Below are 12,287 nucleotides of genomic sequence, written 5' to 3' on the forward strand. Positions count from 1 at the left end.
TAGTGGCCCCCGCACGGGTCGCACGGCTACCCTGAGCGGCATGACGGACCTCCGCCTCGAAGAACTCTCCGCGTCGACCGCTGCGGCGGCGAACTCCCTGACGCTCAAGCCCGGGCAGGAGCAGTTCGTGCAGCCGACGACCTACGGCGTCGCGGAGTCGGACGTGAAGCCGAGCTCGGCGTGGACGCGCGTGGTCCTCGACGGCGACGAGGTCGTCGGCATGATCATCGGCACCTTCGACGAGGACAACGCCGAGGAAGAACTGCGCAGCGCGATCTGGCGGGTCAACGTGTCCGCGACGGCCCAGGGTCGGGGCGTCGGTCGCTTCGCGGTGCACGGCCTCGCCGACGAGGCCCGCAATCGTGGACTCGAGCGCCTCACCGTCGTGTACGAACCCGGTGGCGACGACAGCCCCGAGGCGTTCTTCCGCGCCGTCGGGTTCGAGGTGGTGCGCGAGACCCAGTACGGCGACCACTTCGCGGTCCTGCAGTTGGTGTGACCGAGGCTCCCCCCGACGACTTCGGCGCAGCCGTCGCCGAGGTCGTCCGGCTCATCCCGGCTGGTCACGTCATGACCTACGGCGACGTGGCCGCGGCGCTCGGCTCCCGGGCGTCGCGTGCCGTCGGCAAGGTCATGGCGCACGAGGGCTCCGACCTGCCGTGGTGGCGCGTGGTCCGGTCCGGCGGTCTGCCCCCGGTGCACCACGAGGCCCGGGCGCACGAGCACTACCGCGCCGAGGGCACCCCGCTCGTGCAGGGGACGACGACCTGGAGGATCGACATGCGTCGGGCGCGCTGGTCACCCGCCACGGACGCGGACGACCCGTTCTGAGCGGCGCCCTCACGCGTCGAAGCGTGCGCCCTTCGGGTTCGACGGCAGCAGGCACACGACGAAGAGCACGAGCGAGCCGATGCCGACCACCACGTGCAGGAACTGCCAGAAGCCGGAGAGGTTCGCGTCGTGCAGCCGTCGGGCGCCGAGGGCGAGGGACCCGATCAGCGTCGCGAGCCCCCAGAGCACGAACAGGTAGGAGCCGACCGGGTTCTCGAGCACCGGGGTGTCCGGCGTGAAGACCTGCGGCACGAGCTGCAGCACGAGGCCGATCGCGAACGACGTGATCCACCACCACCAGAACTCGGAACGGGAGGCCCGCCCGGTGAACACGGTGTACTTCCGCCAGAACCTCCGGACGGCCTCGGTGAAGGGTGCCCCGTAGAAGGGGTCGCGCAGGGCCACGCCGCCGGGCTGCACGCTGTCGTCGCTCATGGGTCAACCCAACCACGTGGAACCACGAATCCGACGTGGAACCAGCGCGAGTGCGTGGTTCCACGTCGGATCTGTGGTTCGTCCGACAGCGCCGATCGACAGTGCCGATCGACGGTGCCGCTACACGAGCGAGTCCCGCCAGGCCGCGTGCAGCTGCGCGAACCGTCCGGTCCCGGCGATGAGGTCGTCCGGCGTGCCGTCCTCGACGATCCGGCCGTACTCCATCACGAGCACCCGGTGCGCGATCGCCACGGTCGACAGCCGGTGCGCGATGATCACCGCGGTCCGGTCGGCGAGCAGCGTCTCGAGCCCCTCCTGCACGAGCCGCTCCGACGGGATGTCGAGCGACGCCGTGGCCTCGTCGAGGATGAGCACCTTCGGGTCCGCGATGAACGCCCGGGCGAACGACAGGAGCTGCCGCTGCCCGGCCGACACCCGGCCACCGCGCTTGTTCACGTCGGTGTCGTACCCGTCGGGCAGCGCCATGATGAACTCGTGCGCGCCGACCGCCTTCGCCGCCGACTCGATCTCGGACCGTGACGCCCCCGGCTTGCCGAGCGCGATGTTGTCCGCGACGGTGCCGGAGAACAGGTACGCCTCCTGCGTGACCATGACGATCGCGCGGCGCATGTCCTTCGTGTCGAGGTCCCGCAGGTCCACGCCGTCGAGCTTCACCGAGCCCTGCGACGGGTCGTAGAAGCGCGCCATGAGCTTGGCGAGCGTCGACTTGCCGGCACCGGTCGACCCGACGAGCGCGATCGTCTGCCCCGCCGGGATGTGCAGGTCGAACTCGGGCAGGACGACCTTGCCCTTGTTGTACGCGAACACGACGTCGTCGAAGTCCATCCGCCCGGTGGCGTCCGGCAGCTTCACCGGCTTCGCGGGGTCCGGCACGCTCGGCCGCTCCTCGAGCACGCCCGAGATCTTCTCCATCGCGGCCGAGGCCGACTGGTACCCGTTGTAGAACATCGCGAGTTCCTGGGCCGGGTCGAAGAAGCGCTTGGCGTACAGCGCGACCGCGAGCAGCGCGCCGACCTCGAGCGTCCCGCCGACGATCCGGAAGCCACCGACGACGACGACCGCGGCCAGTGTGACGTTGCCGATGAGCACGAGCACCGGGTCGAAGGTCCCGAACAGGTTGAACACCTTCGTGTTCGCCTGCCGGTAGTCCTCGACGTAGCCGCCGTACTCGTCGCGGTTGCGGGACTCCTTGCGGAACGCCTGCACCGCCCGGATGCCCGTCATCGTCTCGACGAAGTGCACGATCACGCGCGCCGAGGTGACACGGGTGGCGCGGAACAGCGTCTGCGAGTTGGACTGGAACCAGCGGATCAGGAACCACAGCGGCACGAGCGACACCGCGAGCACGAGCCCGGACGTCGGGTCGAGCGCCACGAGCGCGATGGCGGTGAACACCATGTACAGCACGCCCTGGATGAGCTGGTTCAGCCCGGAGTCGAGCAGCTCGCGGATCGAGTCGAGGTCGCTCGTCTGGCGGGAGATGATCCGACCGGACGTGTAGGTCTCGTGGAACTCGAGCGAGAGCCGCTGCGTGTGCAGGAACACCCGCTTGCGCAGGTCGAACAGGATCGCCTGGCTGATCCGCGCCGCCAGCACCGTGTACCAGGCCGTGAGCACGGCACCGAGCACCGCCACGACGATGTACGTCGCGACGACGCCGAACGCCGGCACCCAGTCGTTCTGCTCCATCACCGCCGGCAGCGCGTTGTCGATGCCCCAGGCGATGAGCGCCGGGCCCGCGACCGTGCCCGCGGTCGAGACCACGACCACGACGGCGAGGACGACGAGCCGGGCCTTGAGCGGCGCGGCGAGCGACCCGAGCAGGGCGAGGGAGCGGCGCCGCAGGCGCTTGCTCTCCGCCTTGGTGAAGTCCTCGCGCTCCTCGCCGCGCACGCCGAGCGTGGTGATCGACGCGGTGACGGGCGCGGCAGCCTGCGTGTCGGCGATGTCGTCGACGACGGGATCCGCGCCTCCTGGACCGGCCGACGTGTCGACCGGGAGGTTCTTCTCCTGCTGGCTCATGCCATCGCCTCCTCTCGTGCGGTGGCGTCGTCGTCGTCGAGCGACGAGATGACGTAGCGGTAGTGGTCGTTGTTCGCCATCAGCTCCGAGTGGGTGCCGACGGCCGTGACGACGCCGTTCTCCATGAGCGCCACCCGGTCGGCGAGCGTCACGGTCGACGGGCGGTGCGCCACGATGAGCGACGTGGTCTCGGCGAGGACGCGGCGGAGACCCGCCTCGACCCGCGCCTCGGTGTCGACGTCGAGCGCGGACAGCGGGTCGTCGAGGACGAGCACCGACGGCCGCGCCGCGATCGCACGGGCGAGCGCCAGGCGCTGCCGCTGCCCGCCGGAGAGGGACAGGCCCTCTTCGCCGACACGGGTGTCGACCCCGTCGGGCAGGTCGTCCACGAAGGACGCCTGGGCGATGTCGAGGGCCTCGCGCATGAGGGCCTCGGCCTCGTCGCCGGACAGGTCCGGGCGACCGAGCAGCACGTTCTCGCGCACGGTCGTCGAGAACAGGGTGGCGTCCTCGAACGCGACACCGACGTGGCGACGCAGCTCCGCTCGGGTCAGCGAGCGGATGTCGACGCCGTCGATCGTCACGGAGCCGCCCGTGACGTCGTACAGCCGTGGCACGAGCGACAGCAGCGTGGTCTTGCCGCAGCCGGTCAGCCCGACGAGCGCCATGGTCTCACCGGGTCGGAGCTGCAGGTCGACCCCGTTGATGAGGTCCGGGAACTGCGGTGGGGAGTCCTGGTACCGGAAGTGCACGCCGTTGAACGACAGCGCACCGTGCGGCTCCGCGATCGTCTCCGGGTGCTCGGGGTCCGTGATCGTGTTCTCGGAGTCCATGACCTCGAAGAAGCGGTCGACCGCGGTGCGCGTGTCGAACGTCATCGAGAGCAGGAAGCCGATCGACTCGATCGGGAACCGGAGCACCGTCGCCGTCGCGAAGAACGCGAAGAGCTGTCCGACGGACAGTTCCCCCTGGCTCGCGAGCCAGATGCCGGCGAGCAGGCAGAGCGCGAATGCGACGTCGGGCACGAGCAGCAGCCACAGCCAGATCCCCGCGATCGCCTTCGCCTTCTCGATCTCGGTGCCGCGCAGCGCCTCGGCCTGCTCGCTGAACTCGTCGAGCTTGTAGCGACCGCGGCCGAACGCCTTGAGCACGCGGATGCCGTGCACCGACTGCTCGACGCTCGTGGCGAGGTCGCCGACCTGGTCCTGGCTGCGGCGCGCGACGACGGAGTACCGGCGTTCGAACAGCAGGCCGTTGATCCACAGCGGGATCGACGCGACGAGGAACACCAGGCCGAGCAGCCACCCGAAGGTGAACAGCACGACGAAGCCGACGACGATCGTCACGATGTTGACGACCAGCAGCACGACGCCGAAGGCCAGCCACCGGCGGATCAGCGACAGGTCGGACACGGAGCGGGACAGCAGCTGTCCGGACTCCCACCGGTCGTGAAACGCCACCGGCAGGTCCTGCAGCTTCGCGTAGAGCGCGTTCCGCATGCTCGTCTCGATGCGCGTCGACGGCCGCATGACCATCCGACGCCGGGACGCGATGAAGAACGCCTCGAGCACGCCGAGCGCGAGCACACCGAGACCCGCGGGCCAGATCTGTGCGGAGTCCTTCGAGGACAGCGGGCCGTCGACGAGCCACTGCAGGACGTAGGGGATCGCGAGCGCGACCAGGGAGGCGCCCATGGCGGCGAACATGCCGCCGATGAGCCGGCCCTGGTAGGGCTTCACGTAGGGGTAGATCCGCGCGATCGCGCGGAAGGTCGAGGGGCGGTCGGTGGACGGGCGCGCCTGGTCTGGCGTCTTGGACATGGATTGCGTCCTCGTGCGTCGTGCCGAGACCCTCTGGACCGGCCGCTGCTGTCGCAGCCGTCGGTCTGGAGGCTCGGTGTCCGTTGCGTGGTGGTCGTCGGCCGAGCGGGTCGGTCGCGTCCCGGGCCGTGCCCGCCCTGGTGGGGCGTGCTCGGTCCTCGTCGCGGTCGCCCGCCGCCGCGTCGCGCGCGGCGTCGGTTCGGTCGGAGTGCACCGGGAGACAGTCGTCCCCCGGGTTCAGGCGTGGGCTCGCGCTGGCCCGTGCTCGTCGTCGTCGCTGGTGTCGCGGCGGCTCGTCGCGTGCTCGTCGTCGTCGGGCGGTGCCGACGGCTCGTCGCGTGCTCGTCGTCGTCGGGCGGTGCCGACGGCTCGTCGCTGGCTGTGGGAGGCAGCCCTACGCGGACAGCGGTGCCGTGACGGCGGGCGCACCCCGGTGGGGGTACGGCGCGACGGCCGCGTGTGCGGGACGCGGGCGGATGCCACGTGCCCCACCGGACGGTCGTGCGTCGGGAGCGGTCCCCACGAAGAGCACGAGACCCGCACGGGCAGCCGTCGCCACGGTTCCGGTCGTCGTGTTCATCGTCACTCCAGTCGTCGTCATCGTCACCGTTGTGTCCGCGGTGCCGCCGGCCGGTGTCTGTCGTGGACACTGGGGCCGTCGGCGTGCCTGTCGCGGAGCCTTACAGACTATTCACAGTCGAACGTGGTGCGCAAGCGTTTCCCGGAGTTGCCGGTTGTTCGACTCAGTGGAAGAAGTGCCGCTCGCCCGTGAAGTACATCGTCACGCCGGCAGCCTTCGCCGCGGCGATGACCTCGTCGTCGCGGACGCTCCCACCGGGCTGGGCGACCGCACGGACGCCCGCGTCGAGGAGCACCTGCAGCCCGTCCGCGAACGGGAAGAAGGCATCGGAGGCCGCGACGCTGCCGGTGGCGCGCTCACCCGCACGGTTCACCGCGAGGTGGCACGAGTCGACCCGGTTCACCTGACCCATGCCGACGCCGACGCTCGCGCCCTGGTTCGCCAGGAGGATCGCGTTCGACTTCACCGCACGGCTCGCCTTCCACGCGAAGGCGAGGTCGGCCAGGGTCTGCTCGTCGGCCGGTTCGCCCGCGACGAGGGTCCACGTGGACTGGTCGAACGCGGTGAAGCGGTCGGCGTCCTGCACGAGGAACCCGCCGGAGATCTGCTTGACCTCGCGCGGGGCGAGGGCGAAGTCGGTCGGCAGCGTGAGCAGGCGGATGTTCTTCTTCCGCGAGAGGATCTCGATCGCCTCGGGGTCGAAGGCCGGCGCGACGACTACCTCGGTGAAGATGTCGGCGACCGTCTCGGCCATCTGCTTCGTGACGGGTCGGTTGGCGGCGATGACCCCGCCGAACGCCGAGAGCGGGTCGCACGCGTGCGCAGCGGCGTGCGCGGCGGCGATCGGGTCGGCCGCGTCCGCCGGGGCGATCGCGATCCCGCACGGGTTGGCGTGCTTGATGATCGCGACGGCGGGCTCGGCGAAGTCGTAGGCCGCGCGGACGGCGGCATCGGCGTCGACGTAGTTGTTGTACGACATCTCCTTGCCGTGCAGCTGCGCCGCCTGGGCGATCCCGGTGCCACCGGCGCTCGTGTACAGCGCCGCGGCCTGGTGGGCGTTCTCGCCGTACCGGAGCGTCGCCGCGAGGTCGGCGTCCACCGTCAGGTGCTCGTCGAACGACCCCGGCGTCTCGATGTCCCCTCGCGTGGTCGGTGCCGCGGCGTCCGCCACGACGTCGCTCGCGAAGTAGCCGGCGACCGCGGTGTCGTACGCGGCGGTGTGCGCGAAGGCCTGGGCGGCGAGGCGCTTCCGCAGCTCGAGCGTGGTGCCGCCGGCGCGGACGGCCTCGACCACCTCGGCGTAGGACGACGGCGACACGACGATCGCAACGTTCGGGTGGTTCTTCGCCGAGGCGCGGACCATGGCGGGGCCGCCGATGTCGACGTTCTCGACCACTGTCGCGGTGTCGGCACCCGAGGCCACCGTCTCGACGAACGGGTACAGGTTGACCACCACGAGCTCGAACGGCTCGATGCCGAGGTCGGCGAGCTGCTGCTCGTGCGACTCGAGTCGGAGATCGGCGAGGAGCCCCGCGTGCACGGACGGGTGCAGCGTCTTCACCCGGCCGTCGAGCGACTCCGGGAAGCCCGTGACGCTCGACACGTCCGTGACGGCGTACCCGGCGTCGCGGATGGTCTGCGCCGTGGAACCGGTCGACACGATCTCGACACCGGCGTCGGCGAGGGCCCCGGCGAGCTCGAGCAGGCCGGACTTGTCGCTCACCGAGATGAGCGCCCGCCGCACGGGGACGAGGTCCCGGTCGCGGTACAGGCTGGGGTCGGCTGCGTGCACGCTCATGCGCTCGGGGTGCCCTTCAGGTCGGTGGTGCCGTTGGCGATGTCGAGGATGGTCTGGATGAGCAGGCGTCGCTCGACCGGCTTGATCCGGTCGTGCAGCGTCGACTCGGAGTCGCCGGGGAGCACGGGGACGCGCTCCTGGGCGAGGATCGGACCGCTGTCGACGCCGTCGTCGACCTGGATCACGCTCGCACCGGTCTGCTCCACGCCGGCGGCCAGGGCGTCCCGCACGCCGTGGGCGCCCGGGAACTCGGGCAGGTACGCGGGGTGCGTGTTGATCACCGCGGGGCCGAACTCGGAGACGACCGCCGGCGGCAGCAGCCGCATGAGGCCCGACAGCACGAGCAGGTCCGGCGACCACGGCCGGATCTGGGCGGCGAGCTCGCGGCCCCACTCCTCGCGCGAGTCGAACCGCGAGAACGGCACCGTGAACGTCGGGATGGAGAACTCCTCGCCCAGACCGAGCCCCTCGGCGTCGCGGTCGGCACCGATGGCGACGACCCGAGCGGGGTACTCCGCGTCGAGGGTCGCCTCGAGCAGGGCCCGGAGGTTCGAGCCGGCACCGGAGATCAGGACGACCAGTTCGAGCACGGGACAACCCTACCGGGCTGCGGTCACCGGTCGTCCTTCGGGCGGCGCCACCACGGCAGCTCGTCCTCGGGGATCTGGTCCGTTGCGTCCCATCGCTGCTGCTGGACGGGCGGCGAGGACGGCACGGAGCCGCCCTCAGCACGGGCCCGGTCGTCGGCGTCCTCGACGTCGTCTCGACCCGCGACGAACTCCTCGGTGCTCCACGGGAACGCGGGCTGCGGCTCCGTCCCCGGCGCACGCGGCACGGCGGTGGCGGCCTCGTCCGGCTCGCGGTCGACGTCGGCTCCGGTGACCCGGTCGCGCAGGTCGCCGGCGCGCTCGCGGACGCCGTCGGCCGCTCCGCGCAGGCGGTCGCGGATCGGGCCGACTCCCCCGCGGCCGGTGGCACGCGGGCGATCGGTGACGCGGTCGGCGGGCACCCGGTCGGCGGCGACGGCGTCAGTGCGGGCCCAGTCCGGCAGTGCGACGTCAGCGTCCGGGTCGCGGTCCGGTGCGGGGTCGGATGCGGTTCGGGAGGCGCGGCTCGACTCCCCCGGACTGCCCGCCTCGGTCTCGGTGCGGGTCGGCTCGGTCCGCGCGCTGCGGTCAGCCCCGGTCCCCGGACCGTTCCCGCCCTCGGTGCCGTTCCCCGACCCCTGCGGGCCACTGCCCGGGACGCGGCCCACGGTCGCATCGTCGCGGTCGTACCGCGTGGCGGCGACGCGTGCCCGATCGCCCTGCTCGGGTCCGCCGCGCCCCGGCAGACCCCGGGCGTCGCCGCCGTGGGCACCGTCGGCGTGGCCGCCGTCGGCATGGGCGTCGTCGGCGCGTGCGGGGTCGGCGCGTGCGGGGTCGGCCGTGGTGCCGCCGTGCGTCTCCTCGACCACGAAGCGGTGCACGTCGGTGGTCCGACCGGCGCCGGCGCGGTCGAGTGCGGCGAGCAGCGAGCCGTCGGCAGCGGCCTCGGTGTCGGCGTCCGCAGGGCCGTCGTCCGTCTCGTGCCACTGTTCCCGGGCCCACCCGCGCTCGGGCATCCGGACGAGGTCGCTGCCGGCCGCGAGCGCCACCACGGCGGGCACACCGACCTCGAGGGCCGCGAACGCCCCGACGACCAGCGCGTGCGGACCGACGTCGGCCAGGCGGCCCGGGCCGAACGACCCCGCCGAGAGCCAGGCCACGAGCCCGGTCAGCACACCGGCGACGATCCCCGCAGCGACGCCGCCGAGCGCCCGGTGCAGGGCGGAGTTCGCACTGCCGAGGGCCTGCACGAGCCGGGGGCGCAGGAGGCCGCCGGCCGCGAACCCGGCCACGACCGGCACGAGGACCCAGACCAGGCCGAACGTGTGCCCGGACGCCGGGAGCGCGCCGAACACCGGCAGGCCGGGGATCGGCCCGAGCGTCGTGCCGATCGGCGACACGCTGGACCCGGTCCCGATCGCGAAGCCGGGCCCGACGAGCCACGACGTCGCCCAGCCGACGAAGTCCGGCAGGAACGCGAGCTGGCCGACCGTCAGGGCGATCCCCCCGACCACGCCGGCGTGCGACCGCTCGTACAGGGAGATGACCTCGGCGAAGGAGGCGAAGAGCAGGAAGGCGACGACGACCCCGGCGACGGCGACGACCGCAGCCGTCGCGGCGGTGCCGGCACGGAGGCCGAACGCCGCGATCGCACGCCAGGCGGTCGGGACACGGTCGAGCTGGTCGAGCACGCGCCCGGTGACCGGGTCGGCCGGGAGCCCCCGTCGCCGTCGGCACACCTCGCTCGTGACGAGTGCGGGGATCCCGAACCAGAGCGCCGGGAGGACGATCGCCTGCCAGAGCGTCGGCACGGTCGCCGCGGACCGGGAGGACAGTGCGACGAGGAGCCCGAGGACGGCGACGACGCCGGTACCGACGAGGAGCCCGGTCGTGCGGTGCTCGGTCTCGGCGAACCGGCGCCCGGCACGTCCGGCGAGCCAGGCGGTCACGAGGGCGAACCCGAGCGCCGGGAGCGTCACGTGGATCGGGTCGGTGGCGCCGCTCACGCCGGACGACCTCGCGAGCGCCGAGCCGAGCACGAACGACACGTCGACCCCGTGCCCGACGAGCCACACGCTCCCCGTGGCCTTCCAGAACACGTCCCAGTCGACCTGGAGTCCGTACTCGAAGCCCCACAGGAGGGTCAGCGGCACGAGGGCGATCCCGATGCCGACGCCGACCGTCACGACCGCCTCGATCGCGGCGAGCACTGCGGTTCCCAGGCGGTTCATCGCAGCGAGGATACGTGCCGTCGCCGCGATCCCGTGTCAGCCGCGCGGCGGCTCGGCGCAAGCCAACGCTCATGCGCGAGGCGTGGCTCGTGACAGCGTCGACTCATTGCTATCCAACATTTTGTATTTCATACTGGATGTATGCGCAATCCAGCACTCGTTGCCCGCACCCGACAGCGCCTCCTCACCCTGCAAGCACGAAACATGACCTCCGCGGAACAGGTGACGCGTCCCGGTGGCCCCGTGGTGAGCATGACGAGCTTCGGCGAGCGCATAGCCACCGCGCACCTCGCGCTCGAGAGCATCGCCCGAGGGACCGCCCGCCCGAGCCGGCTGATCCTGTGGCTCGACGACGCCTCGACGGTGGCGAACCCGACGCCGGGCCTGCAACGGCTCATCGCACGCGGAGCGGAAGTCCTCCACACCGAGGATGACGGCCCGCACAAGAAGTACTACCCCTACGTGCAGTCGATCCCGGTCCACCGCGTGCCGCTGGTGACCGCAGACGACGACTGGCTCTTCCCGCGACGGTGGCTGGAGACGCTGATGTCCGTGCACCGAACCGATCAGTCGACGAACACGACGCACCGCGCGCGGCGTATCGAGATGCACGGCGGCATCGTCGCCCCGTACATCGACTGGAAGCGGATCGCCGCCGGACCACCATCAGCACGACACCTGGCAACCGGAGGCTGGGGACACGTCATGGTGCCGAAGATGCTCGAGGCGCTGCGCGACCGTCGCTCTGAGTTCCGCAAGAGCGCGCCGAGGGCCGACGACATCTGGCTGCACCGCGTGGCCGTCGAGACCGGGACGAGTCCGAAGTCAGTGGGCATCTACGACCATCGACAGATCCTGCACATGCCGATCGGGAACGGGCCGACGTTGGCCTCGACCAACGTCGACGAGGCCGGCAACGACCATCAGGTCCGTTCGGCGTGGACTTCGGATGTCCTGCGAGCGATGACAACCGAACCGGCGGTGAGCCGCTGAACGTGCCCGCCTGACGGACGGGAGGCGCGGTGCCAGCCGGCACCGCGCCTCCCGTCCGACCATCCGGACCCGCGAGCGCTACTTGCTCGCGACCACCTCGCGCAGCAGCGCCGCCGTCTCCGACGGCGTCTTACCGACCTTGACGCCAGCGGCCTCGAGCGCCTGCTTCTTCGCCTCGGCCGTCCCGGCGGAGCCGGACACGATCGCGCCGGCGTGACCCATCGTCTTGCCCTCCGGCGCGGTGAAGCCCGCGACGTAACCGACGACCGGCTTGGTGACGTGCGCCTTGATGTAGTCGGCCGCACGCTCCTCGGCGTCGCCGCCGATCTCGCCGATCATGACGATCGCCTCGGTCTCGGGGTCGGCCTCGAACGCCGCGAGCGCGTCGATGTGCGTGGTGCCGATGACCGGGTCGCCGCCGATGCCGATGGCGGTCGAGAAGCCCAGGTCACGCAGTTCGTACATCATCTGGTAGGTCAGCGTGCCCGACTTCGAGACGAGACCGATCGGGCCCTTGCCGGTGATCGTCGCCGGGGTGATGCCGACGAGCGACTCCCCGGGGGTGATGATGCCGGGGCAGTTCGGGCCGATGATGCGGGTCTTGCCGCCGAGGGCCTTGGCGTGTGCCCAGAACTCCGCGGAGTCCTGCACGGGGATGCCCTCGGTGATGACGACGACGAGCGGGATCTCGGCGTCGATGGCCTCCATCACGGCGTCCTTCGCGAACGCCGGCGGCACGAAGACGATGGAGACGTCGGCACCGGTGGTGTCGATGGCCTCGCGCACCGAGCCGAACACCGGCAGCTCGACGTCGCCGTGGGTCACGGTGGTGCCGGCCTTGCGGGCGTTGACGCCGCCGACGACGTTCGTGCCGGCCTTGAGCATGAGCGCGGTGTGCTTGGTGCCCTCGCCGCCGGTGATGCCCTGGACGATGACCTTGGAGTCCTTGTTGAGGAAGATCGACATGGT

General features: G+C 71.5%; 11 protein-coding genes. 3 read left to right on the top strand and 8 right to left on the bottom strand.

Translation table 11 applies throughout. The features are described 5' to 3' along the window. Window positions 1–40 precede the first annotated feature (40 nt). Both QE359_RS01950 and QE359_RS01955 read left to right on the top strand, forming a co-directional pair. Window positions 41–499, top strand: coding sequence for a GNAT family N-acetyltransferase (locus tag QE359_RS01950; protein WP_070417757.1), 459 nt, complete (start codon window positions 41–43; stop codon window positions 497–499). After that, on the top strand, window positions 496–831 hold the full coding sequence (locus QE359_RS01955) for an MGMT family protein (protein ID WP_070417756.1): 336 nt from the start codon (window positions 496–498) through the stop codon (window positions 829–831). The genes QE359_RS01950 and QE359_RS01955 overlap by 4 nt, the downstream gene beginning before the upstream one ends. A gap of 9 nt (window positions 832–840) precedes the next feature. Here the strand turns inward: QE359_RS01955 and QE359_RS01960 are convergent, their stop codons facing one another. From QE359_RS01960 to QE359_RS01990, 7 genes are all read right to left on the bottom strand, one after another. Next, window positions 841–1,266, bottom strand: a complete 426-nt coding sequence (locus tag QE359_RS01960; RefSeq protein ID WP_309777211.1) for a DUF805 domain-containing protein — start codon at window positions 1,264–1,266, stop codon at window positions 841–843. Between the two features lie 120 nt (window positions 1,267–1,386). Then, entirely contained in the window at window positions 1,387–3,195 is a 1,809-nt protein-coding gene (locus QE359_RS01965; RefSeq protein ID WP_071294800.1) for an ABC transporter ATP-binding protein, read from the bottom strand. Between the two features lie 110 nt (window positions 3,196–3,305). Then, window positions 3,306–5,129, bottom strand: a complete 1,824-nt coding sequence (locus QE359_RS01970; protein WP_070417754.1) for an ABC transporter ATP-binding protein — start codon at window positions 5,127–5,129, stop codon at window positions 3,306–3,308. 394 nt (window positions 5,130–5,523) lie between these two features. After that, the gene (locus tag QE359_RS01975; RefSeq protein WP_309777213.1) at window positions 5,524–5,730 is read right to left on the bottom strand and encodes a hypothetical protein; all 207 of its coding nucleotides are present in this window, start codon (window positions 5,728–5,730) and stop codon (window positions 5,524–5,526) included. A 142-nt stretch (window positions 5,731–5,872) separates the two neighbouring features. After that, window positions 5,873–7,507 (bottom strand): bifunctional phosphoribosylaminoimidazolecarboxamide formyltransferase/IMP cyclohydrolase, encoded by a 1,635-nt coding sequence (purH, locus tag QE359_RS01980; protein ID WP_309777214.1) that lies wholly within the window; start codon window positions 7,505–7,507, stop codon window positions 5,873–5,875. Further along, window positions 7,504–8,097 (bottom strand): phosphoribosylglycinamide formyltransferase, encoded by a 594-nt coding sequence (gene purN, locus QE359_RS01985; protein ID WP_070417751.1) that lies wholly within the window; start codon window positions 8,095–8,097, stop codon window positions 7,504–7,506. Before purN ends, purH begins: the two co-directional genes overlap by 4 nt. Window positions 8,098–8,120: 23 nt before the next feature. Further along, the gene (locus tag QE359_RS01990; protein ID WP_309777216.1) at window positions 8,121–10,325 is read right to left on the bottom strand and encodes a DUF6350 family protein; all 2,205 of its coding nucleotides are present in this window, start codon (window positions 10,323–10,325) and stop codon (window positions 8,121–8,123) included. Between the two features lie 204 nt (window positions 10,326–10,529). On the opposite strand from QE359_RS01990, the gene QE359_RS01995 reads away from it, so the two are divergent. Next, window positions 10,530–11,318 carry a hypothetical protein gene (locus QE359_RS01995; RefSeq protein WP_309777218.1) on the top strand — a complete coding sequence of 263 codons (789 nt, stop codon included), beginning with the start codon at window positions 10,530–10,532 and terminating at the stop codon, window positions 11,316–11,318. Between the two features lie 78 nt (window positions 11,319–11,396). Here QE359_RS01995 and sucD read toward each other — a convergent pair whose 3' ends face one another. Next, window positions 11,397–12,284, bottom strand: a complete 888-nt coding sequence (sucD, locus tag QE359_RS02000; protein ID WP_305739736.1) for a succinate--CoA ligase subunit alpha — start codon at window positions 12,282–12,284, stop codon at window positions 11,397–11,399. Between the last annotated feature and the right edge of the window lie 3 nt (window positions 12,285–12,287).

The sequence above is a fragment of the Curtobacterium sp. SORGH_AS_0776 genome, assembly GCF_031453355.1.
Lineage (GTDB): Bacteria > Actinomycetota > Actinomycetes > Actinomycetales > Microbacteriaceae > Curtobacterium.

Coding starts and splice junctions, on each gene's coding strand:
- purH (WP_309777214.1), bottom strand. CDS start 7,507: ATGAGCGTGCACGCAGCCGACCCCAGCCTGTACCGCGACCGGGACCTC.
- QE359_RS01990 (WP_309777216.1), bottom strand. CDS start 10,325: ATGAACCGCCTGGGAACCGCAGTGCTCGCCGCGATCGAGGCGGTCGTG.
- QE359_RS01950 (WP_070417757.1), top strand. CDS start 41: ATGACGGACCTCCGCCTCGAAGAACTCTCCGCGTCGACCGCTGCGGCG.
- QE359_RS01995 (WP_309777218.1), top strand. CDS start 10,530: ATGACCTCCGCGGAACAGGTGACGCGTCCCGGTGGCCCCGTGGTGAGC.
- QE359_RS01960 (WP_309777211.1), bottom strand. CDS start 1,266: ATGAGCGACGACAGCGTGCAGCCCGGCGGCGTGGCCCTGCGCGACCCC.
- sucD (WP_305739736.1), bottom strand. CDS start 12,284: ATGTCGATCTTCCTCAACAAGGACTCCAAGGTCATCGTCCAGGGCATC.
- QE359_RS01975 (WP_309777213.1), bottom strand. CDS start 5,730: ATGACGACGACTGGAGTGACGATGAACACGACGACCGGAACCGTGGCG.
- QE359_RS01970 (WP_070417754.1), bottom strand. CDS start 5,129: ATGTCCAAGACGCCAGACCAGGCGCGCCCGTCCACCGACCGCCCCTCG.